This window comes from Mycolicibacterium duvalii, from assembly GCF_010726645.1.
GTDB classification, from domain to species: domain Bacteria; phylum Actinomycetota; class Actinomycetes; order Mycobacteriales; family Mycobacteriaceae; genus Mycobacterium; species Mycobacterium duvalii.
Genome location: NZ_AP022563.1, coordinates 1,616,784 through 1,638,325, shown reverse-complemented (window position 1 = coordinate 1,638,325; position 21,542 = coordinate 1,616,784). Strand labels below are relative to the sequence as shown.

Genomic DNA, 21,542 nt, shown 5'->3' with positions numbered 1-21,542 from the left:
GTACTCATCCCCTGGGCGTGGTCGCGGAGCACGATGAACCCATGACCGAACCGCAGCACGTCGTCATCGCGCGGCTTTCCGCCGAATTCGCCGCGATGTCCCGCCAGCTCGCGCGGGCTTCCGCTGAACTGCAGCAACTGAACCTGGCGTTGGCGCACCGGCCCCCGCCGGTGCCCGTGCCGCCCCCGACTGTCGCGATGCCGGCAGTCGCTGAGCCGGTGCCGTACTGGCACTATCCGCCGCCCGCCCCGGCCGCCGCGCGTCCGGTCGAGCCGCCGTCGCAGGGCTGGATCGGCAAACTGCTGGCGGTGGCCGGCGTCGGGGTCACGCTGATGGGCGTGGCGCTGCTGCTCGTGCTCGCGGCCCAGGCGGGAATTCTGCGCCCGGAGATCCGCGTCGCGGCCGGGGCGGCGCTCGCGGCCGCGCTGGTCGGGGCGGGTCTGTGGCTGGACCGCAGGCCGGGTGGGCGAGTCGGCGCGGTCGCACTGGTCGCCACCGGGGTGGCCGCGGCCTACATCGACGTGATCGCCGTGACGACGATCTACTCCTGGGTGTCGGCCCCCGTCGGATTGGTCATCGCTGTGGTGATCGCCGGTGGCGGGCTGACGCTGTCGCGCCGATGGCATTCCGAGCAACTCGGGTTGTTGGTCATCGTGCCGCTGCTGGTGCTCGCGCCGATCGTGACAGGCGGAGTCACCTTGCTGCTCATCGGGTTCATGCTGTCGCTGGCGGCGGTGTCGGTTCCCGTCCAGCTGGGGCGCGACTGGATCTGGTTGCACAGCGCACGCATCGCGGCCATCGTGCTGCCCCTGGGCACGGCGCTGGTCGTCCGCTACTTCGGCAACGAGGAGGATCTGGCGCTGGCGGGTGCGTGCGCGCTCGGTGCGGCGCTGGCGATCGTGACCGCGCTGGTGCTGCTGCCCAGCACTGCCCACCGTGGAATGCTCGCGTTGCTGACCACGGCCGGGGTGACACCGCTGCTGTGCGTCGATCTGGCGGTCGACAAGGCGCTGGCCGCGCTGCTGGTCGCGGCGCTGTCGGCCACGCTGCTGGCCGTGGTGCTGCTGGCTGACCGCCTGCCCGGAGTCGCCGGGCCGGCGCGGCAGGTCTTCGCGGTGTGTGCCGCAGTGGCCGCGCTCGTGGCCGTCGTCACTGCGTTCGACGGCACGCTGGCGGCGCCGATCCTGCTCGCGATGGCGCTGCTGGTGGTCGTCGCGGCGCGCCGCGACCACGTGGCCCGCGGGATCGCGGTCGGTCTCGCCGCCGCCGGCGGCGCCGTCTCCCTGGTCACCGCGCCGATTGGCGCACTGTTGACGCCGATGCCGGTCGGCATCGCGACCGGGCTGTCGGTTCTGGCGACCAGCACGTTGCTGGCCGCGGTGGCGCTCACCTGGACATGGACGGCGAGCAGTCGTGACGGCGCGCTCTGGGCGGCGACCGCAGCCGTCGTCGGGTACGCGGTCACCCAGTTCTGCGTCACGGCCGGGATGCTGATCGCCGCCGACGGGTGGGGCTTCTACGCGGGCCACATGGTGGCCACCATCTGCTGGATCGCGATGGCCGCAGTGGTGTTCGGCTACGCCCTGCGGCTGAACCGGACGGAGCGATCGGTACCGATCAGCGGCGGACTGGGGTTGGTCGGTGCCGCGGTGGCCAAGTTGTTCCTGTTCGACCTCGGTGCGTTGGACGGCATGTTCCGCGTCGCGGTGTTCATCGTCGTCGGACTGATCCTTTTGGGTATGGGCGCCGGCTACGCCCGCCTGCTCGACCGGCAGGATCAGCCCTCTGTGAGCAACAACACTTGCTAGACTGGACTCAGTCCAATCTAGAAAGGTGTTGTGAGGAACATGGGTACAACAGCCAACAAGCGCAGGACAGACGCCGAAGTCACCGGTTTTCACGCCTCTCCGGAACTGAATGCGGCACTGCAGCGGGTGCTCGTGGATCTGATCGAGTTGCATCTGCAGGGCAAGCAAGCCCACTGGAACGTCGTCGGAACGAACTTCCGCGACCTGCATCTGCAACTCGACGAGGTCGCAGATTTCGCGCGCACCGGCAGCGACACCATCGCCGAGCGGATGCGTGCCCTCGACGGTGTCCCCGACGGCCGGTCCGACACCGTCGCGTCGAGCACGACGCTGCCGGAGTTTCCGGCCTATGAACGCAGCACCGGCGATGTCGTGGATCTGATCACGGCCCGCATCTACGCGGTGGTCGACACCCTCCGCGACGTCCACGACGGTGTGGACGCCGAGGATCCGGCGACCGCCGACATTCTCCACGAGCTGACCGACGGCCTCGAGAAGCTCGCCTGGCTGGTCAAGTCGGAGAACCGGAAGGTATAGCAGAAACCGCCATCCCGGCGCGATGGCCGACCAGGTACCACGTGTGCATCACGCCTTTGCCCTTCACCTCGACGAGCCCGCGCTCCTCGAACGCGAAGGCGTGGCGCAGCCTGAGATACACGTCCTCCGGTACCTGGATCCGGCCGGCGATGTCGGTGGTCTCCATCCGGGAGGCGACGTTGACCGCATCGCCCCAGACGTCGTAGAAGAACTTCTTCGCGCCCACCACACCGGCGACCACCGGTCCCGCTGCCATCCCGATGCGCAGCGGGACCGCGTGTCCGTGCGCGTCTTTCATGGCGGCCACGGTGTCGGCGATGTCGAGAGCCAGCGCTGCCAGCGCCTCCAGGTGGTCAGCGCGCGGGATCGGCACCCCGCTGACCACCATGTAAGCGTCCCCGCTGGTTTTGACCTTCTCCAGCCCGTGCCGGTCGACCAGGGCGTCCAGATCGGTGTAGAGGCGATCGAGAAAGCGCACCAACTCCGCGGGCGTGGTGTTGCTGGCGCGCTCGGTGTAGCCGGCGATGTCGGCGAACAGAATCGACGCGTCGTCGTACTTGTCGGCGATCACGTCGCGCGACGGTTCTTTGAGTCGTTCGGCGATCGTCTCGGGCAGGATATTGGCCAAAAGCTGTTCGGAGCGCTCGTATTCGGCCTCCATCGCACGCTCCGCGCGCTGAATCTCGCGCAGCGTGTACCAGATGGTGGCCACCAGCATCACCGCCGACGAGGCCACCGAACTCAAGAACCCGGCGGTCAACGTCCACGACGGGCCGAGCCCGCGGTCGTGGGGCACCGTCAGCTCCAGCACGATGCAGATCGCGACACCGAGCGCGGCAATCGCCGAGGCCAGCGCGATGCGCTCGATGCCCAGGATCAACACCGCCAGCGCCGCGGAGACCAGGAAGTAGAACTGCAGCCCTGACCCGGTGCCGACTGTGAAACAGATGAAACCCACTGAGACGTAGGCGAACCCGACAAATGTCAGCGGTGCGATCAGTTCACCCAGTGAACACAGCCGCGGGATCGTGAGAAACGCTGCGCCGCAGATGATATTGACGACGCCCAACCACCACAGGCCGCCACCGAGGGTGAGCTGAAAGACGCCGAAGGCCGCCGACACCACCGCCGCGATCCACCCCGCGATGGTGAGCACCCGCTGCCGTCGCGCGGAGCTGGCGGAGCGGTGCCGCTCCGGCGACGCCACCCGGCTGCGCACCACCTCGGGTACGCACACCGGCCGCACGTTGAGCACGAGCCAAGGCTATCGCCGAATACAGCTTCACCTGCTGAAATGACAGGATCGCCAGTGCCCGCCCGCTGTGGGCGTGTAATCCGCCGGCGCCGGTGCGCCGTCCCGTCAATATGTTTGCTGATGCAACAGTTTCGCGTGGCGGTTCAGGGTCCTCTCGACATGATCATTTCGGGCCACGTAGAAAGGTGCGACGTTCTAAGCTGCCGTTATGAACGTCAGGGGGATGAGTGTCGTGGCCGCAGCTGCCGCGCTGACGTGGACGGTCGTCGGGGGTGCTGGTGTAGCTGGGGCCGCGCCTGACCCCTATTTCCCGTTGCCGCCGTCATGGTGTCCGGGTAATCCGCCAGGCGTGCTTTCGGCCTCGGGCTACGGGGGCTACTGCGAGGGCAAGACCTTTCCCGATGGCACCCGGTGGAATGCCTACGCGGTCGGGATGCTGTGGCAGCCGGTGCGCTGCATCATCCCCGACGGCACAGCGTTTCCGCCGCTTGCACCGCCGGGCGGCTGCGGGGGCGATTGGCAGGGCTGAGCGGCAGTTCTGGTGCCCTCGGTGAGATTCGAACTCACACTGTACGGGTTTTGAATCCGTTTCCTCTGCCAGTTGGGATACGAGGGCGTGCGGTCTCCCACCATAAAGGATGGCCCCGCGGTCGCTCATCTGACCTGCGCCCGCCACAATGTTTCTCATGTCAGCCTCAGTCGAGTCGTCGTCAGATGCCGTCGCGCCGCGCCGCGTTCTCGTTGCCGAGGACGAGGCGCTCATCCGGCTCGACCTGGCGGAGATGTTGCGCGAGGAGGGCTACGAGATCGTCGGCGAGGCCGGTGACGGCCAGGAAGCGGTGGACCTCGCGGAGTCGCTGCGGCCGGACCTGGTGATCATGGACGTCAAGATGCCCCGGCGAGACGGCATCGACGCGGCCTCGGAGATCGCGAGCAAGCGGATCGCCCCGATCGTGATCCTGACCGCGTTCAGCCAGCGCGACCTCGTCGAACGCGCCCGCGATGCCGGAGCCATGGCCTACCTGGTCAAACCGTTCAGCGTCACCGATCTGATCCCGGCCATCGAGGTGGCCATGAGCCGATTCGGCGAGATCGCCGAGTTGGAGAAAGAGGTCGCCTCGCTGTCGGACCGGCTGGAGACCCGCAAGCTCGTGGAACGGGCCAAGGGTCTTTTGCAGGCCAAACAGGGGATGACCGAGCCCGAGGCGTTCAAGTGGATCCAGCGTGCCGCGATGGATCGGCGGACCACGATGAAGCGCGTCGCCGAGGTGATCGTGGAGACTCTCGGCGATTCGGGAAGTGCCGATTCGCCCGCCTGACCGGGCCCACCCGGTTAGATCACAGATTGATCACGACGGCTCTCCCGGTCGTCGCCGGTACCGACTTCGCACTAGCGTCGAGTGCGCTTTGTACACCCTTGGCCCGTGAATTCAAGGAGCATTCTCGATGAAGAATCGAACCCTCGGTCACGTCGTCGCCGTGGCGGGCGTGGCTGCGCTCGCCCTGACTGCTTGTTCCTCCGGGGACAGCGGCGATACCGCTAGCGAAGCCACCACCGACGCCACGACCGGAAGCCAGGCCGAGGTGGTGTCCACCGACTGCGAGCCCGCGCAGGCCACCGCGGGAGCCACCCCGGACACCAGTCCACTCAAGATCGGCACCCTGCTGCCCGAGACAGGCACGCTGGCCTTCCTCGGACCGCCCGAGGTCGCCGGGGTCCAGGTCGCGGTGACCGAGATCAACGACGCCGGCGGCGTGCTCGACGCGCCGGTCGAGCTGGTCACCGGGGACTCCGGCGACACCACCACCGACACCGCCAACACCACGGTGGACCGGCACCTCGCCGGCGGAGCCGACGTGATCATCGGTGCGGCGTCCTCGGCGGTGTCGCTGAAGGTGATCGACAAGATCGCCAGCGCAGGCGTGGTGATGTTCTCGCCGGCCAACACCTCCGACCAGTTCGTCTGCTACGCCGACAAGGGCATGTACTTCCGGACCGCCCCGACCGACGTGCTGCAGGCCCAGGCGCTGGCCCAGTTGATCACCGGCGACGGTGCCCAGCGGGTGGCGATCCTGGCGCTCAACGATCCCTACGGCACCGGTCTGGCGGCCAACACCGTCGAAGACCTGCAGGAAGCCGGTATCGCCGAGGACCAGATCACCAAGATCGTCTACGACCCGAACGCACAGTCCTTTAACGCCGAGGTCGATCGGATCAGGGAGTTCAACCCCGACGCGGTCGCGGTCATCGGATTCGAGGAGACGGCCAAGATCATCACCCGGATGCACGAGGTCGGCATCGGCCCGTCGGACGGCATGCTGGTCTACGGCACCGACGGCAACATGGGCAACGCGCTGGGCGAAGGTGTGGCTCCGGGCCTGCTGGCCGGGATGAAAGGCACCACTCCGCTGACCGATGTCGGCCCGGAGTTCGAGGCCCGGCTGACCGCGGTGAACCCGGGTCTGGTCGACTTCAACTACGCCGGTGAGGCGTACGACGCCGTAGTGGTCTCGGCGCTGGCCGCCGAGCAGGCCAAGTCCACCGCCGGTGTCGACATCGCCGCCAACATCAACGCGGTCACCCGCGACGGCGCCAAGTGCACGTCGTTCGCCCAGTGCCGCGACATGATCCGGGCCGGCGAGGACATCGACTACGACGGCGTCACCGGTCAATTGGAGTTCGCTCCGGCTGGCGAACCGTCGGTGGGCTCGTACGGCAGCCTGGAGTTCGGACCGGACAACAAGATCATCACCAACGACTTCATCGTCGTGCAGAGCTGATCGGTCCACGGCACGAATTCGGGCCGGGTGGCATCCGCTACCCGGCCCGAATCCTGTTGTCGGCCGCTACTTCTGACGCTTACCGCTCAACGTTCCCAGGTACAGCTCGATCACCTTGGGATCGTTCATCAGTCGGTGTCCGGTGTCGGTGTAGGCGTTGGTGCCCTGGTCGAGCACATATCCGCGGTCACAGATCTGCAGGCAGCGCCGGGCGTTCTGCTCGACCATGATCACCGACACGCCGGCGGCGTTGATCTTCTTGCAGCGGATGAACACCTCGTCCTGAAACATGGGGGACAGGCCCGCCGACGGCTCGTCGAGCAGCAGCACCGACGGTTCCATCATCAGGGCCCGCCCCATCGCCACCATCTGTCGTTCGCCGCCGGACAGCGCCCCGGCCTTGACCCGCCGGCGTTCGGCCAGTAACGGGAACAGCCCGGCGACCAGGTCGAATTGCTCCCGGAACTTCTTGGGACGCAGATAAATCCCCATCTCCAGGTTCTCTTCGATGGTCAAGGCCGGGAAAACATTCTGGTTCTGCGGGACATACCCCACACCTTTGGTGACCAGTACGTGCGCCGGGGCGGAGGTGATGTCGGCCCCGCGCAGGGTGACCGTGCCCGAGCGGATCGGTATCAAGCCGAACAGCGCCTTGAGCAACGTCGACTTACCGGCACCGTTGGGGCCGATGATGCCCACGATCTCGCCGCTGCGCAGATAGAAGTCGCACCCGCGCAGGATGTCGACCTCGGGCAGATAACCGGCGACCAACCGGTCGGCGCGCAGCAGGGCCCCTTCGGCCATCCGGTCGTGCTCGGCCGGAGTGGCGGCGAGTTCGGCCGGCGACAGGCCGGATTCGGTGGAGTCGGTCATGGTCGGGACGGACCCCCGGGGATCTCGGCTTGGGACGGGTCGCCGCCGGCTTCGATGGTCTCGGCGACCGCCTGCTCGATCTGCTCCGCGAGGACGGCGGTGGCGCCGACCGGGTTCCCGTCGGCGTCGAACTCCAGCACCTGATCGTGGTGGCTGCCGAGATAAGCATCGACGACCGCGGTGTTGTCGCCCAACGCCTCGGGAAGCGACTCGGCGATGATCGAGCCCTGGGCCATCACCACCACCCAGTCGCTGATGTCGCGGATCACGTCCATGTCGTGCTCGACGAACACCACGGTCATGCCCTGATCCCGCAGGGAACTGATGTGGGCGAGCAGATTCTCGGTCAGCGCCGGATTGACCCCGGCCATCGGCTCGTCGAGCATGACGACCTTCGGGTCGGTCATCAGCGCCCGGGCCATCTCCAGCAGTTTGCGCTGGCCGCCGGACAGCGATCCGGCCATATCATCGGCCTTGGCGTCCAATCGGAACCTGGCGAGCATCTCGTGGGCCCGCTCGGTGATCTCGGCCTCCTGTTTGCGCCACCGGAAATGCAGCAGGGAGTTCAGGATCCGCTCACCGGCCTGATGGGTGGCGCCGAGCTTGACGTTGTCCAGCACCGACATCTTGGCCAGCGCCTTGGTCAGTTGGAACGTGCGCACCACGCCGCGCCGAGCGACCTGGTGCGGGTGCAGCCGCGACATGTTCGCCCCGTCGAGCGACCAGGTCCCCCCGTCGGCGCGTTCGAAACCGGTGAGCAGGTTGAAGAATGTCGTCTTGCCGGCGCCGTTGGGCCCGATGAGGCCGGTGATGGCACCGCGCTGAATCTCGAGATGGGCCACGTCGACGGCCTTCAGACCACCGAAGGCCCGGGAGATGTTGTCCACCACGATGATCGGATCCGGCTTGGCGGACCCGGGTTCGGCGGCCACCCCCACGAACCGGGCGGCGGTCGCGTCGGCGTGGTCAACCATCGAGGGCCACCTCCCGCCTCCTACCCATGATTCCCTGCGGTCGGAACACCATCAACACGATGATCAGGATGCCGACGAGGACGAAGCGGGTCGCGCCGACCTGAGCGTCGGTCAACGGCAGCATCGGATCCGGCCCCGCGATGGCCTGACGCAGCAGGGCGTCGGGGACGGCCAACAAAAACCAGAACAGCATCGCGCCGACCACCGGACCGAAGACGGTGGCCGCGCCGCCGAGCAGCAGCGCGCCGAACGCGTAGAACGTCTGGGACGTCGAGTAGAAGTCCGGGTGGATCGATTTGGTCTGCAGTGCGTTGAAGATGCCGCCGATGCCGCCGATCATGCCGCCGAGCACCAGGGCCTGCAGCTTGTAGACGAACACGTTCTTCCCGAGCGCCCGGGCAGCGTCCTCGTCCTCGCGCACCGCCTTGAGCACCCGGCCCCAGGGGCTGTGGATGAGCAGGTAGACGAAGCCACACAGCACCGCCACCAGCGTCCATCCCACCACCATCGCCCACAGGTCGTCGCCGACGAAGTTCATTCCGAGCAGCGAATACTGCTTGCTGGAGTCGAACGGGCTGATCCGGGTGAACGGGTCGGCGAACCCGTAGAGCCCGTTGGTGGATCCGGTCACAGGATCCGAGGCGGTGGACCGGAAGATCAACCGCAGCACTTCCGCGGCCGCGATGGTCGCGATGGCCAGATAGTCCGCGCGCAGACGCAGGGTCGGAATGCCCAGCACCACCGCCAGCAGGCCGGCCGCGGCAAGGCCCACCAGCACGCCGACCCACAGCGGCTGCTGGTAGGTGACCGTCATGATGCCGACCCCGTAGCCGCCCAGCAGGGCGAAGCCGATCTGGCCGAAGTTCAGCAGACCGGTGTAGCCGAAATGCAGGTTCAGGCCGATCGCCAGCAGCGCATAGAAGATGGCGGACGGCCCGATCAACTGGGCGAAGGAGATCTGGAGTGCGCTGAGAAGGTCCATCGGCGTCGCTCACCCGATCCTTTCTCGCGAGCCGAGAATGCCCTGCGGGCGCACGATGAGTATGAAGATCAGGATGAGCAGGCCGCCGACATACTTCAAATCGGGGTTGACCACCAGCGTCGACAACTGCACCAGCATGCCGACGATCAGGCAGCCCAGCAGCGCCCCGTAGGCGGTGCCCAGCCCGCCCAGAGTGATGCCGGCGAACATCAGCAACAGCAGCTTGAATCCCATCTCCCACTGCACCCGGCCGCCGAGCTCCGACATCGCCAGCAGCACCCCACCGAGCGCAGCCAAGCCGCCGCCCAGACACCACACATAGGTGATGACACGTTCGACGTTGATCCCCGATGCCGCGGCCAGATCCTTGTTGTCGGCGACCGCGCGCATGGCCTTTCCGATCTTGGTCTTCTGGAGCAGCAGCGCGACCGCGACCAACACCACGAGGCTGATCGCGATGGTCATCATGTTGACGTCGGTGATCGCGATCGGTCCCCACTGGCGTTGCGCGGTCACCGCGTAGCCCTCGAACGCCTGGGTGCGGTCGGAGAACAGCATCAGGATCAGATAGCGCAGCACGATGGCCAGTCCGATCGACACCACAAGTTGCGGGATCAGACCGATGCGTCGTTTGCGCAGTGGTCGCCAGAGCGCCGTGTTGTTGAGCCAGCCGATCGCCACGCCGACGACGACGGCCAGCAGCGCCGCCGGCAACAAGCCCATGCCCAGCGTGACGTTGAAGATCCAGGCGGTCACCGCGCCGAGCGTCACCAACTCTCCGTGTGCGAAGTTCGTCAGTCCGGTGGTGCCGAAGATCAGGCTCAGCCCTACCGCTGCGACGGCGATGACCAGGCCGAACCGCAGGCCGTCTATCGCTCGGTCCAGGACCTGCTGATACAGCGGGGTCTCCATCGAGGTGCGGACCTCGCCGAAGGTGAACACCACGGTGTTCAAGCGGCCGGCTTCGACCTCACGATCGACCGACCCCTGCACGGTGACACCTTCGGGCAGCGTCTCGGGGTCGACCTCGAACGTGTATGACCCGACCGGCACCTCGAACGACCACCGTCCGTCGTCGCCGGATGTGGTGGTGGCGACCTCGCTGCCATCGGGATCGAGGGCCCGCACCCGGGCGTCGGCGACGGGTTCACCGGCGTTGACCAGCCGACCGGACACCGTGGCCGTCTCCTGGACGGCTGCCGCGGGGGCGGCGCCGAGCAGGCCGGCCAGCACGGGGAGAAACAGCAGCACCAGCGCGCGGAGCGCGATTCGCGTCCCGAGGGAGCCCGACGCCACTGATGAACCTCCGATGCGGTTTGGTCGCACGCCGGGGGCGTGTTCCCGATTCCGGGACTGTACAAGCTTCGATCGCTGCCGGCGCGCTTCTCGATGTTCGGTGTGTATCGGTTGGGTTTCGGGATCGGCGGGGGCGCACTGGCGGAATATGGATGAAAGCTGTCTCTGCTGGCCCTATTGGCCGAGGCGGTCGCGGTGTCACCCTGATGACATGGCGTTGCTGCTGCTGTTCTTCGGCATGCTCATCGTCGCTTCGGTGGCGGCGATGCTCGAACTGACCCCCGACACGCACCGGGAGTGCAGCCAACACGGCGACTTCGAGTTCTGAGGAAGGCCGCTGCTGCTCCGGTTGACTATGTTTAGCCGATAGTCCACCGGCCCGGAGGTTCGATGTGCGTGGCAGAGCGGGGCGGACCGCTGCGCTGACCTCGGTGGCTCTGCTGACCCTCGCAGGGTGCGCTGTGCTGGACTCGGACGGGCGTTCTGATGACGCGGCGGCACCTGTCGTCGACAGTGTCGCCATCGATCGGAACGGCGATGTCGCGGGGGCCCCGCCGCCGGAATCGGTCCCCGCCGACCCGGCGGGCGACGGAACCGCCGTCTGTCCACCCTTGTCCATCGCGGTCGCGGTACCGCTGGCCGGGCCGGACGCCGCGCTGGGCCGTGAGATCCGAAATGGCGTCCAGCTCGCCGTCGACCGGCACAACAGCGCCCACGGTGGTTGCCAGATCCAACTCAAACCTTTTGACACCGAAGCGGTTTCAGACGACGCGGCGGCTTCGGCCGCGCGCCAGGTGGTCGATGACGCGTTCACCCTCGGCGTGGTCGGGCCGGCCCGGTCCGGCGCAGTTTCGGCCATGGGATCGATTTTCGAGGCCGCGGGCATGGTGGCGCTGAGCCCGTCGGCCACCGCGGCGGCGTTGACAGAACGCGGATGGCGCACGTTCTTCCGCGGCCTGGCCGACGATGTCGCGCAGGGCGTCGCGGTGGCCAACTACCTCCGCAGCACGGTGGGCGCCGGACGTGTCTGCGTCCTCGGCGTCGCCGAGGACGCCGAGCGGATCCAAGCAGTACGTGAAACTCTGGGACCGGCGGCGGATCCGGGCTGCAGCGTGACCGTCGCCGACAGCCCCGAGGGCCGCTCCGACGTCGTCGACCGCGTCGTCGACAGCGCACCCGACGCAGTGTTCTTCGGCGGCGACGAGAGCCGGGCCGCCACCTTGGTGGGTCAGCTTCGCGGGGCCGGTTACGACGCGAAATTTTTCACCGCTCAGGGTGTGCCCGGTCCCGGCCGAACGGCGGACCCGCTCGGCGGTGATCTCACTGCCGCCTACACCGAGCAGTTCGACGAAGCGCCGGGCCCTTTCAGTGCCGCCGGCTACGACCTCGGCACCGTCCTGCTGCTCGGGATCGACTCGGGGGCACGGACGCGGCCCGCTCTGCAGGAATTCGTGCGGGCCTACCGCGGCTCCGGATGGCAACGCACCTACCAGTGGACCGACGAGGGCGAACTGGTCGACCCGCTGGTGTGGGTCAACGAGTTCGGGTGACACCGGCTCGCGCGCGGGATTTCGCCGCAGATCCGGAACCGCTCGCCCTGCGTGGGTCAGCGGGCGACGACGACCGACGAGCCGTGGCCGAACAGCCCCTGATTGGCCGTGATGCCGACCTTGGCGCCCTCGACCTGACGTCCCGTCGCCTGTCCGCGCAGCTGCCAGCTCAGCTCGCAGACCTGCGCGAGGGCTTGAGCGGGGATCGCCTCGCCGAAGCACGCCAGCCCGCCGGACGGATTGACCGGGATCTTGCCGCCGATCGTCGTCGCACCGCTGCGCAGCAGCTGCTCGGCTTCCCCTTTCGCGCACAGCCCGAGGTGCTCGTACCAATCGAGCTCCAGCGCGGTCGACAGGTCGTACACCTCAGCCAGGCTCAGGTCCTCGGGGCCGATGCCGGCTTCGGCGTAGGCGGCGTCGAGGATCTGATCCTTGAACACCCGCTCCGGCGCGGGCACCACCGCGGTGGAATCCGTCGCGATGTCGGGCAGTTCCGGCAGGTGCTGCGGGTAGCGCGGCGTCTGCAGACTGACTGCGCGCACCGAGGGCACGCCCTCGACCGACCCGAGATGTTTCTCGGCGAACGACTTGCTGGCCACGATCAACGCGGCGGCCCCGTCGGAGGTCGCGCAGATGTCGAGCAGCCGCAGCGGATCGGAGACCACCGGGCTGGCCAGCACGTCGTCGACCGAGGCCGCCTTGCGGTAGCGGGCGTTGGGGTTGTCCAGGCCGTGCCGGGCGTTTTTCACCTTGACCTGAGCGAAGTCTTCGAGGGTGGCCCCGTAGAGGTCCATCCGGCGGCGGGCCAGCAGCGCGAAATACACGGTGTTGGTGGCGCCGATCAGGTGGAACCGCTGCCAGTCGGGGTCGTTCCTGCGCTCCCCGCCGACCGGCGCGAAGAAACCCTTCGGCGTGGTGTCGGCGCCGATGACAAGCGCGACGTCGCAGAATCCGGCCAGGATCTGGGCGCGGGCGCTCTGCAATGCCTGCGACCCGCTGGCGCACGCGGCGTAGCTCGACGTGACCGGGACGCCGTTCCACCCCAGCTTCTGGGCGAACGTCGAGCCGGCGACGAAACCGGGATAGCCGTTGCGGATGGTGTCCGCGCCCGCGACCAGCTGGATCTGCTGCCAGTCCAGCCCGGCTTCGGCCAGTGCCGCGCGGGCCGCGACGATCCCGTACTCGGTGAAGTCGCGTCCCCACTTACCCCACGGATGCATGCCCGCTCCGAGGATGTACAGCGGTTCCGGAGTTCCAGCACTCATACCGTCCTCCAGGCGTAGACGATCCGCTCGACACCCTCGTCGTCGACGTAGAGCGGCATGGTGGCCAATTCCATCTCCATGCCCACCTTTAGGTCGGCCGCTAGCGTGCCGTCGACGACCTTGCCGAGCACGATCAGACCCTCGTCGGCCAGTTCGACTGCTGCCACCGCGAACGGCTCGAACGGATCCGGTGACGGATAGGGAGGCGGTGGCGCGTAACGGTTCTCGGTGTAACTCCACAGTCGCCCGCGCCGCGACAGCGGGACCTGCGCGAGGTCGTCGCCGTCACAGCCGGGGTTGGGGCAGTTGTTGGCGCGCGGCGGGAACACGTAGGTGCCGCACTGATGACACTTGCCGCCGATCAGGTACGGGTTGCCGGACCCGTCCGTGGCGAACCACCCGTCGATCGCGGGTTGAGTGGAAGCTGACACGCGGTCAGCGTACCCACTGCCGCGGCGACAACTGAAACGTGTTCCAGTCGGCGGGAGACGCCACCCCTACACGGCCGTACAGCAGAATGGGCACCGATGAGCTACTTCGGGGAGCTGAAGACCCACTGGCAGCCGCTGGCGTCGGCGACGGCCGGGTTGAGTGCGGGCCTGAGCCTGAGTGCCTACACCAACGCCGCGATGGGCCCGCAGTTTCTCGAGGCCTTCGGATGGAGCCGCTCGGATTTCGTGCTGACCGGCGTCATCACGCTGCTCACCTTCGTCTTCCTGCCGATCTACGGCCGACTGACCGACCTGTTCGGGGTGCGCCGCGTCGCCGTCGTCGGCGTCGTCGGGCTGCCCGCGTGCTGGGTCGCGTACGCACCGATGTCCGGCCCCATCTGGCAGTACTTCGCGATCAACGTCGTGCTGATCGCGGTCGGGGTGACGACCACGCCGGCGATCTACAGCCGCATCGTGGCAACGTGTTTCGTGCGCGCCCGCGGGCTGGCGCTGGCCATCGCGATCTCCGGGCCGCCGCTGCTGGGCGCGATCCTGGCGCCGCTGCTGGACACGGTCAACGGGGCCTATGGCTGGCGGGCGGGCTGTCTGACGGTGGCGGCCGTCATCGCCACGCTCGGAACTCTGGCGCTGCTGTTGGTGCCGACCGCTGACTCGGACACCAGACGTGTTGCGCGGCAACGCAGCAACCGCAGTGACTACCGCCGTATCGCACACCAACGGGTCTTCTGGCTGCTGCTGGCCGGAGTGCTGCTGTGCAACCTGTACCACACCGTCACCACCAGCCAGCTCGGCGTGATGCTGGCCGACAACGCGGCGGGGGACACGGTGGCCGCGCTGATCTCGACCTTCGCCGCGGCCGTCATCGTCGGGCGGTTCGTCTGCGGTGTCGCACTGGACCGATTCCCGCCCCACCTCGTCGCGGCGATCGCCATGGGGCTGCCCGGTCTCGGGTGCCTGCTGATCGCGTCGCCGTTCAACAGCGTCACCGCACTGGTGGTCGCGGTGTGCTGCCTGGGCGCGGCCTGGGGAGCAGAAGGCGATGTGATCGCCTATCTGGTCGCGCGCCGCTTCGACCTGGCGATGTACAGCACCGTGCTCAGCATCCTGTCCGCGGCCATCGGAGTCTCCTCGGCGCTTGGGGCGCTGATCCTCAGCGCGACCCTGCACTCCGGCCCCAGCTTCAACGGGTTCCTGACGTTCGCCGGTGTCGCGGCATTCCTCGGCGGCGCGCTGTTTCTTCTGCTCGGCCGCCAGCCGATGCCGGAGCAGACCGAGACGTCGATGCCCGCGGAAAGCCGGTGAACCCTCACCGCCGGATGTCGGGACCCGTGCTTAGAGTGATGGCGTGAGCCCAGCCAAGACCGCATCGACCGCCAAGGGCAAGCCCGCCGCAGCCGGCGCTCCGACCGACGACAAGCCGACCCTGATGCTGCTGGACGGAAACTCGCTGGCGTTCCGCGCGTTCTACGCACTGCCCGCCGAGAACTTCAAGACCCAAGGCGGCCTGACCACCAACGCGGTGTACGGCTTCACCGCGATGCTGATCAACTTGTTGCGCGACGAGCAGCCCACCCACATCGCGGCGGCCTTCGACGTGTCCCGGCAGACCTTCCGGCTGGAGAAGTACCCGGAGTACAAGGCCGGCCGCTCGGCGACCCCGGACGAGTTCCGCGGTCAGATCGACATCACCAAGGAAGTGCTGGGCGCCCTGGGCATCACGGTGCTCGCCGAGCCCGGGTTCGAGGCCGACGACGTGATCGCGACGCTGGCGACCCAGGCGCAGGCCGAGGGGTACCGGGTGCTCGTCGTCACCGGTGACCGCGATTCGCTGCAACTGGTCAGCGACGACGTCACCGTGCTCTATCCGCGCAAAGGAGTCAGCGAGCTGACCCGCTTCACGCCCGAGGCGGTGCTGGAGAAGTACGGTCTGACCCCGGCGCAGTACCCCGACTTCGCCGCGCTGCGCGGTGACCCCAGCGACAACCTGCCGGGCATCCCCGGTGTCGGGGAGAAGACGGCGACCAAGTGGATCGCCGAGTACGGCTCGCTGCAGGGTTTGGTCGACAACGTCGACAAGGTCAAAGGCAAGGTCGGCGACGCGCTGCGGGCCAACCTGTCCAGCGTGGTGCTCAACCGCGAACTCACCGACCTGGTCAAAGACGTGCCGCTGGCGCAGACGCCGGACACCCTGCGGATGCAGTCGTGGAACCGCGACCAGATTCATCGCCTCTTCGACGACCTCGAGTTCCGGGTGCTGCGGGACCGCCTGTTCGACACCCTGGCCTCGGCTGATCCCGAGGTGGAAGAGGGCTTCGAGGTCCGCGGTGAAGCGCTTCAACCCGGCACGCTGGCGGGGTGGCTGGCCGAGCACAGCCAGGGCCGACGGTTCGGTCTCGCAGTCGTCGGAAACCACCTGGCCTTCGACAGCGACGCCACCGCACTGGCGATCGTGGCCGCGGAGGGCGACGGCAGATACCTCGACACCGCAACACTGTCGGACGACGACGAAGCGGCGCTGGCGGCCTGGCTGGCCGACCCGGCGGTTCCCAAGGCGCTGCACGAAGCCAAGCTCGCCATGCACGATCTGCAGGGCCGCGGGTGGACGTTGGCCGGGGTCACCTCCGACACGGCACTGGCCGCCTACATCGTGCGCCCGGGACAGCGCAGCTTCACCCTCGACGACCTGTCGCTGCGCTACCTCAAACGTGAGTTGCGCGCCGAAAACGCTGAGCAGCAGCAGCTTTCGCTGCTCGATGATTCCGACGGCGTGGACAACCAGGCGGTGCAGACGCTGTTGCTGCGCGCCAACGCGGTCAAGGACCTCGCCGACGCGCTCGATGCCGAGCTGGACCGCATCGACTCCGCGGAACTGCTGGGCAACATGGAGCTGCCGGTGCAGCGGGTGCTCGCCGAACTCGAAACCGCCGGCATCGCCGTGGACCTGCCCAAACTCTCGGAACTGCAGAGCGAGTTCGCCGATCAGATCCGCGACGCCGCGGAGGCGGCGTATGCGGTGATCGGCAAGCAGATCAACCTGGGCTCACCCAAGCAGCTGCAGGTCGTGCTGTTCGACGAACTGCAGATGCCCAAGACCAAGCGCACCAAGACCGGGTACACCACCGACGCCGACGCGCTGCAATCCCTGTTCGACAAGACCGGTCATCCGTTCCTGCAGCACCTGCTGACCCACCGCGACGCGACCCGGCTCAAGGTGACCGTCGACGGCCTGCTGGCCGCGACCGCGAGCGACGGCCGAATTCACACCACGTTCAACCAGACCATCGCGGCGACCGGCCGGTTGTCGTCGACCGAGCCGAACCTGCAGAACATCCCGATCCGCACCGAGGCCGGCCGGCGCATCCGCGACGCGTTCGTGGTCGGCGGCGATCACGCCGAGCTGATGACCGCCGACTACAGCCAGATCGAGATGCGGATCATGGCGCATCTGTCGGGCGACGAGGGCCTGATCGAGGCGTTCAACACCGGCGAGGATCTGCACTCGTTCGTCGCGTCGCGGGCCTTTTCGGTGCCGATCGACGAGGTCACCGCCGAGTTGCGGCGCCGGGTCAAGGCGATGTCCTACGGGCTGGCCTACGGGCTGAGCGCCTACGGATTGTCCCAGCAACTCAAGATCTCCACCGAAGAAGCCAAGGAGCAGATGGAGCAGTACTTCGCCCGGTTCGGCGGAGTGCGCGACTACCTGCACGCGGTGGTGGATCAGGCGCGCAAGGACGGCTACACGTCCACGGTGTTCGGTCGCCGGCGCTATCTGCCCGAACTCGACAGCAGCAACCGCAATGTCCGTGAAGCCGCAGAACGTGCCGCGCTCAACGCGCCGATCCAGGGCAGTGCTGCCGACATCATCAAGGTCGCGATGATCAACGTCGACCGAGCGATCAAGGACGCCGGGCTGCGGTCCCGGATGCTGCTGCAGGTGCACGACGAGTTGTTGTTCGAAGTGGCCGACGGTGAGCGCGAGACCCTCGACGCGCTGGTCCGCGACAAGATGGGCAGCGCCTATTCGCTGGCTGTGCCGTTGGAGGTCAGCGTCGGCTACGGGTGTAGCTGGGACGCCGCCGCCCACTGACCGGCCCGGGTTCGGCGCCCGATCGATCGACTACACGATTATGTAGGGTGCTATAAATAGAATCGCTGCTTGTCCGCGAAAGGGGCCTGTATGGCACTGCATCCGTTCGATGAGGCGCTGGCGCTGGAACCGGCGGACGGCGGCTGGCGCGGACACACCAGCCCGAAGTGGGCCAACATGGTCGGACCGTTCGGCGGGCTGACCGCCGCGGTCTTGCTGCGCGCGGTCGAATCGCACCCGGACCGCGTGGGCGAGCCGGTCGCCCTCACCGTGAACTTCGCCGCCCCGGTCGCCGACGGCGTCTTCGACATCTCGGCCCGAGTCGTGCGGACCAACCGCAGCAACCAGCACTGGCTCGTCGAGCTGACGCAGGACGGCATCGTCAAGACCAACGCCACCGCCGTGTTCGCCACGCGGCGCGACACCTGGGCCGACACCGAGGTCCGTGCGCCGGACGTGCCCGCACCCGACGCCGTCGCCGCACCGGACGGGCCGCCGCTGGTGGAGTGGATCAGCAACTTCGACCTGCGCTACGTCGACGGCGGGGTACCCGCCCCCGACGCGGGGCCGGAGCCGTCCTCGGTGACCACCCTGTGGGTGCGGGACCGGCGCGACCGCCCGCTCGATTTTCCGGCGCTGACCGCGTTGAGCGACATCTTCTACCCGCGAGTCTTTCTGCGCCGCGGCGCCGTCGCGCCCGCCGGCACCGTGTCGATGACGGTGTACTTCCACGCCGACGGAGCCGCCCTCGACGCGGTGGGCGCCGACTTCGTGCTCGCGCGCGGGCAGGCGAACCGTTTCGCGCGCGGGCACTTCGACCAGTCCGCGGCGCTGTGGAGCCGACGCGGTGAGCTGCTGGTCAGCACCCACCAGCTCGTCTACTTCAAGGACTGACCGCGCGGTTCAGGGCACCCGGAAGCCTGCCATCCGATGCAGCGCGGGGGACGCCGCGCGCGCAGCGTGCACTGCGTAGGTCTCCTCGGCGAGCAGTGCGTTCACCCGCGGATCGCCGAATCCGCGGTCGATGCGATCGCGGACGAAGGCCAGTTCGACGACCTGGTGGGCGAACCTGCGTACCGACTTACCCGCCAGCCTGCCACCGAAGCGGGTGGCCTGCTCAATCGCGACCTTGCGGGTCGGAATCGAGCGCAGCCAGGTCGCCTCGTTGGGTGTGACCACCCCCGCAGCCACCATCCCCGGCAGCTTGGCCGACACGATGCGCTGCTCCTGGCGCCGGTTGTAGACCGCCAGCGTCACCGCCAGCGCGAAGATCGGCATCATCCAGAACACGTACACCCCGAAGTACGCCCCAACTCCGAGCAGGGACGACCCGTTCCAGAGGGCGTGCAGCGCAACTGCGCCGGCATACCCCAGCAGCAGGCACCCCAGCTGGGCGGCGGCGCTGCGCTTGTGCAGCGCGTACCAGACACCGAGCGCGAACATCGTGGTGAACAGCGAATGCGCGAACGGCGCCATGACCAGCCGCAGCGCCGCCGTCAGCAGCGAATCGGCCAGGGACTCGCCGTCGGCGATGTACATGATGTCCTCGAGCCAGGCGAAGCCCGCGCCCACCAGCCCGGCGTAGACCAGGCAGTCGGTCAGGGAGTTCATCTCGTTCCGGCGCGCGCCGGTCATCATCAGCAGCAGGAACAGCCCTTTCGCGGCTTCCTCGGTGACCGGAGCGCCGATCACCAGCGTCCAGACGTTGGTGCCCGCCGCTTCCGGGTCGAGGGTCGGATTCAGCCACACTTCGAGCAGGAGCTGCAGGATCAATGCGATCACGACGGCCGCCGAGGCACCCCAGATGAACGCGAACAACAGCAGTCGGGGGGGTTCGGGTTCCCATCGGTCCAGCCACAGGTAGGCCAGCACCACCACCGCGATCGCGAGGCTGGAGAGGACGAACCCTACGGCGGTGCCTGCGGGGTTGACCGCCGTCAGCACGATCACCAGCAGACCGGTCAGCGTGCCCAGCGCGATCAGGACGCCCAGCGGGGCGCCGACCTTGCGCACCCGGTGCTGCAGGCCGGGGTGGGCCGGGGCCGGGTGCGTCGGGGGGATCAGCATCCTCGCAGGGTAATCGGCGCGGCCCCCGACCGCCCGCCCCCGCCGCGACCCGGGTTTGTCCAGCATGTGCCCAGTCGAGTAGGCTCGTCCAGTACCTGTGTGCGCGATCTCAGGTCATCAACAAAACCAACCCTGTCCCTACGATTAAACCTGTCCGGAGCAACCCACCACATGCCAAGCCCCTCCGTCACCTCGCCGCAAGTAGCCGTCAACGACATCGGCTCGGCTGAGGACTTTCTCGCCGCCATCGACAAAACCATCAAGTACTTCAACGATGGCGACATCGTCGAGGGCACCATCGTCAAGGTTGACCGCGACGAGGTCCTTCTCGACATCGGCTACAAGACTGAAGGCGTCATCCCTTCCCGTGAGCTGTCCATCAAGCACGACGTCGACCCCAATGAGGTTGTGTCCGTCGGCGACGAGGTCGAAGCTCTGGTCCTCACCAAGGAGGACAAAGAAGGCCGCCTGATCCTGTCCAAGAAGCGCGCTCAGTACGAGCGGGCCTGGGGCACCATCGAAGAGCTCAAGGAAAAGGACGAGGCCGTCAAGGGCACCGTCATCGAGGTCGTCAAGGGCGGCCTGATCCTCGACATCGGCCTGCGCGGCTTCCTGCCCGCCTCGTTGGTCGAGATGCGGCGCGTCCGCGATCTGCAGCCGTACATCGGCAAGGAGATCGAGGCCAAGATCATCGAGCTCGACAAGAACCGCAACAACGTGGTGCTCTCGCGCCGCGCCTGGCTGGAGCAGACCCAGTCCGAGGTGCGCAGCGAGTTCCTCAACCAGCTCACCAAGGGCGCCATCCGCAAGGGTGTGGTGTCGTCGATCGTCAACTTCGGCGCGTTCGTCGATCTCGGCGGTGTCGACGGCCTGGTGCACGTCTCCGAGCTGTCCTGGAAGCACATCGACCATCCGTCCGAGGTGGTTCAGGTCGGCGACGAGGTCACCGTCGAGGTGCTCGACGTCGACATGGACCGCGAGCGGGTCTCGTTGTCGCTCAAGGCGACTCAGGAAGATCCATGGCGTCACTTCGCCCGCACCCACGCGATCGGCCAGATCGTCCCGGGCAAGGTCACCAAGCTGGTGCCGTTCGGTGCGTTCGTCCGCGTCGAGGAGGGCATCGAGGGTCTGGTGCACATCTCGGAGCTCTCCGAGCGCCACGTCGAGGTCCCGGACCAGGTGGTCCAGGTCGGCGACGACGCGATGGTCAAGGTCATCGACATCGACCTGGAGCGTCGCCGGATCTCGCTGAGCCTCAAGCAGGCCAACGAGGACTACGCCGAGGAGTTCGAGGCCTGGAAGTACGGCATGGCCGACAGCTACGACGACCAGGGCAACTACATCTTCCCCGAGGGCTTCGACGCCGAGACCAACGAATGGCTCGAAGGCTTCGAGAAGCAGCGTGACGAATGGGAGGCCCGCTACGCCGAGGCCGAGCGTCGCCACAAGATGCACACCGCGCAGATGGAGCGCTTCGCCGCCGCGGAGGCGGAGGAAGCTGCCCGTCCGGCCGGGAACGGCAGCTCGCGCTCGGAAGAGTCGAGTGCCGGTGGATCGCTGGCCAGCGACGCCCAGCTCGCCGCGCTGCGCGAGAAGCTCGCGGGCAACGCCTAGC

At 67.6% G+C, this 21,542-nt stretch carries 18 protein-coding genes and 1 tRNA gene; 10 read left to right on the top strand and 9 right to left on the bottom strand.

Annotation, left to right across the window (positions count from 1 at the left end; translation table 11 throughout):
* The first annotated feature begins 41 nt into the window (after positions 1–41).
* Positions 42–1,808 carry a DUF2339 domain-containing protein gene (locus G6N31_RS07485; protein WP_098001517.1) on the top strand — a complete coding sequence of 589 codons (1,767 nt, stop codon included), beginning with the start codon at positions 42–44 and terminating at the stop codon, positions 1,806–1,808.
* A gap of 39 nt (positions 1,809–1,847) precedes the next feature.
* A complete protein-coding gene (locus tag G6N31_RS07480) occupies positions 1,848–2,345 on the top strand; it encodes a Dps family protein (protein ID WP_098001421.1) in 498 nt (165 codons plus the stop codon).
* Here the strand turns inward: G6N31_RS07480 and G6N31_RS07475 are convergent.
* Positions 2,320–3,591, bottom strand: a complete 1,272-nt coding sequence (locus G6N31_RS07475; RefSeq protein ID WP_098001519.1) for an adenylate/guanylate cyclase domain-containing protein — start codon at positions 3,589–3,591, stop codon at positions 2,320–2,322. The two genes, G6N31_RS07480 and G6N31_RS07475, sit on opposite strands and share 26 nt — an antisense overlap.
* A 217-nt stretch (positions 3,592–3,808) precedes the next feature.
* Here G6N31_RS07475 and G6N31_RS07470 point away from each other — a divergent pair, with 217 nt between their 5' ends.
* Positions 3,809–4,129, top strand: coding sequence for a hypothetical protein (locus tag G6N31_RS07470; protein ID WP_234815156.1), 321 nt, complete (start codon positions 3,809–3,811; stop codon positions 4,127–4,129).
* A 10-nt stretch (positions 4,130–4,139) separates the two neighbouring features.
* On the opposite strand, the gene G6N31_RS07465 is transcribed toward G6N31_RS07470, so the two are convergent.
* Positions 4,140–4,216 (bottom strand) — tRNA-Leu (locus G6N31_RS07465).
* 70 nt (positions 4,217–4,286) lie between these two features.
* On the opposite strand from G6N31_RS07465, the gene G6N31_RS07460 reads away from it, so the two are divergent.
* Both G6N31_RS07460 and G6N31_RS07455 read left to right on the top strand, forming a co-directional pair.
* On the top strand, positions 4,287–4,919 hold the full coding sequence (locus G6N31_RS07460; RefSeq protein ID WP_098001423.1) for a two-component system response regulator PdtaR: 633 nt from the start codon (positions 4,287–4,289) through the stop codon (positions 4,917–4,919).
* A 127-nt stretch (positions 4,920–5,046) separates the two neighbouring features.
* Complete coding sequence (locus tag G6N31_RS07455) at positions 5,047–6,381, top strand: ABC transporter substrate-binding protein (protein ID WP_098001425.1); 1,335 nt, start codon at positions 5,047–5,049, stop codon at positions 6,379–6,381.
* A gap of 66 nt (positions 6,382–6,447) precedes the next feature.
* Here G6N31_RS07455 and G6N31_RS07450 read toward each other — a convergent pair whose 3' ends face one another.
* From G6N31_RS07450 to G6N31_RS07435, 4 genes are read right to left on the bottom strand one after another with little or no spacing between them, the layout of a single operon-like run.
* Complete coding sequence (locus G6N31_RS07450) at positions 6,448–7,254, bottom strand: ABC transporter ATP-binding protein (protein ID WP_098001427.1); 807 nt, start codon at positions 7,252–7,254, stop codon at positions 6,448–6,450.
* Positions 7,251–8,228 carry an ABC transporter ATP-binding protein gene (locus G6N31_RS07445; RefSeq protein WP_098001429.1) on the bottom strand — a complete coding sequence of 326 codons (978 nt, stop codon included), beginning with the start codon at positions 8,226–8,228 and terminating at the stop codon, positions 7,251–7,253. Before G6N31_RS07445 ends, G6N31_RS07450 begins: the two co-directional genes overlap by 4 nt.
* The gene (locus tag G6N31_RS07440) at positions 8,221–9,210 is read right to left on the bottom strand and encodes a branched-chain amino acid ABC transporter permease (protein ID WP_098001431.1); all 990 of its coding nucleotides are present in this window, start codon (positions 9,208–9,210) and stop codon (positions 8,221–8,223) included. Before G6N31_RS07440 ends, G6N31_RS07445 begins: the two co-directional genes overlap by 8 nt.
* Positions 9,211–9,219: 9 nt before the next feature.
* A complete protein-coding gene (locus tag G6N31_RS07435) occupies positions 9,220–10,506 on the bottom strand; it encodes a branched-chain amino acid ABC transporter permease (protein WP_098001433.1) in 1,287 nt (428 codons plus the stop codon).
* Between the two features lie 431 nt (positions 10,507–10,937).
* Between G6N31_RS07435 and G6N31_RS07430 the strand changes: the two genes are divergently transcribed.
* Entirely contained in the window at positions 10,938–12,056 is a 1,119-nt protein-coding gene (locus G6N31_RS07430; RefSeq protein ID WP_244962256.1) for a branched-chain amino acid ABC transporter substrate-binding protein, read from the top strand.
* A gap of 56 nt (positions 12,057–12,112) precedes the next feature.
* Here G6N31_RS07430 and G6N31_RS07425 read toward each other — a convergent pair whose 3' ends face one another.
* Together G6N31_RS07425 and G6N31_RS07420 are read right to left on the bottom strand one after the other, a co-directional pair.
* Positions 12,113–13,321: a lipid-transfer protein gene (locus tag G6N31_RS07425; protein WP_098001437.1), complete on the bottom strand. Its 1,209-nt coding sequence runs from the start codon at positions 13,319–13,321 to the stop codon at positions 12,113–12,115.
* Positions 13,318–13,752 (bottom strand): Zn-ribbon domain-containing OB-fold protein, encoded by a 435-nt coding sequence (locus G6N31_RS07420; RefSeq protein ID WP_098001439.1) that lies wholly within the window; start codon positions 13,750–13,752, stop codon positions 13,318–13,320. Before G6N31_RS07420 ends, G6N31_RS07425 begins: the two co-directional genes overlap by 4 nt.
* 96 nt (positions 13,753–13,848) lie before the next feature.
* On the opposite strand from G6N31_RS07420, the gene G6N31_RS07415 reads away from it, so the two are divergent.
* The 3 genes from G6N31_RS07415 to G6N31_RS07405 all read left to right on the top strand — a co-directional run bounded on the left by G6N31_RS07415 (position 13,849) and on the right by G6N31_RS07405 (position 18,754).
* Complete coding sequence (locus G6N31_RS07415; RefSeq protein ID WP_098001441.1) at positions 13,849–15,075, top strand: MFS transporter; 1,227 nt, start codon at positions 13,849–13,851, stop codon at positions 15,073–15,075.
* A 43-nt stretch (positions 15,076–15,118) separates the two neighbouring features.
* Entirely contained in the window at positions 15,119–17,860 is a 2,742-nt protein-coding gene (polA, locus tag G6N31_RS07410; RefSeq protein WP_098001443.1) for a DNA polymerase I, read from the top strand.
* A 90-nt stretch (positions 17,861–17,950) separates the two neighbouring features.
* Complete coding sequence (locus G6N31_RS07405; protein WP_098001445.1) at positions 17,951–18,754, top strand: acyl-CoA thioesterase; 804 nt, start codon at positions 17,951–17,953, stop codon at positions 18,752–18,754.
* Positions 18,755–18,763: 9 nt separating this feature from the next.
* Here G6N31_RS07405 and G6N31_RS07400 read toward each other — a convergent pair whose 3' ends face one another.
* Entirely contained in the window at positions 18,764–19,927 is a 1,164-nt protein-coding gene (locus tag G6N31_RS07400; RefSeq protein WP_098001447.1) for a PrsW family intramembrane metalloprotease, read from the bottom strand.
* Positions 19,928–20,098: 171 nt separating this feature from the next.
* Between G6N31_RS07400 and rpsA the strand changes: the two genes are divergently transcribed.
* Positions 20,099–21,541: a 30S ribosomal protein S1 gene (rpsA, locus tag G6N31_RS07395; protein ID WP_098001449.1), complete on the top strand. Its 1,443-nt coding sequence runs from the start codon at positions 20,099–20,101 to the stop codon at positions 21,539–21,541.
* Position 21,542: the final 1 nt, after the last annotated feature.

Excerpts from the sequence above, each read along its gene's own strand:
- G6N31_RS07460 (WP_098001423.1), top strand. The coding sequence starts at position 4,287 with ATGTCAGCCTCAGTCGAGTCGTCGTCAGATGCCGTCGCGCCGCGCCGC.
- G6N31_RS07485 (WP_098001517.1), top strand. The coding sequence starts at position 42 with ATGACCGAACCGCAGCACGTCGTCATCGCGCGGCTTTCCGCCGAATTC.
- G6N31_RS07425 (WP_098001437.1), bottom strand. The coding sequence starts at position 13,321 with ATGAGTGCTGGAACTCCGGAACCGCTGTACATCCTCGGAGCGGGCATG.
- G6N31_RS07405 (WP_098001445.1), top strand. The coding sequence starts at position 17,951 with ATGGCACTGCATCCGTTCGATGAGGCGCTGGCGCTGGAACCGGCGGAC.
- G6N31_RS07450 (WP_098001427.1), bottom strand. The coding sequence starts at position 7,254 with ATGACCGACTCCACCGAATCCGGCCTGTCGCCGGCCGAACTCGCCGCC.
- G6N31_RS07415 (WP_098001441.1), top strand. The coding sequence starts at position 13,849 with ATGAGCTACTTCGGGGAGCTGAAGACCCACTGGCAGCCGCTGGCGTCG.
- G6N31_RS07440 (WP_098001431.1), bottom strand. The coding sequence starts at position 9,210 with ATGGACCTTCTCAGCGCACTCCAGATCTCCTTCGCCCAGTTGATCGGG.
- G6N31_RS07470 (WP_234815156.1), top strand. The coding sequence starts at position 3,809 with ATGAACGTCAGGGGGATGAGTGTCGTGGCCGCAGCTGCCGCGCTGACG.
- G6N31_RS07400 (WP_098001447.1), bottom strand. The coding sequence starts at position 19,927 with ATGCTGATCCCCCCGACGCACCCGGCCCCGGCCCACCCCGGCCTGCAG.
- rpsA (WP_098001449.1), top strand. The coding sequence starts at position 20,099 with ATGCCAAGCCCCTCCGTCACCTCGCCGCAAGTAGCCGTCAACGACATC.
- G6N31_RS07455 (WP_098001425.1), top strand. The coding sequence starts at position 5,047 with ATGAAGAATCGAACCCTCGGTCACGTCGTCGCCGTGGCGGGCGTGGCT.
- G6N31_RS07480 (WP_098001421.1), top strand. The coding sequence starts at position 1,848 with ATGGGTACAACAGCCAACAAGCGCAGGACAGACGCCGAAGTCACCGGT.
- G6N31_RS07445 (WP_098001429.1), bottom strand. The coding sequence starts at position 8,228 with ATGGTTGACCACGCCGACGCGACCGCCGCCCGGTTCGTGGGGGTGGCC.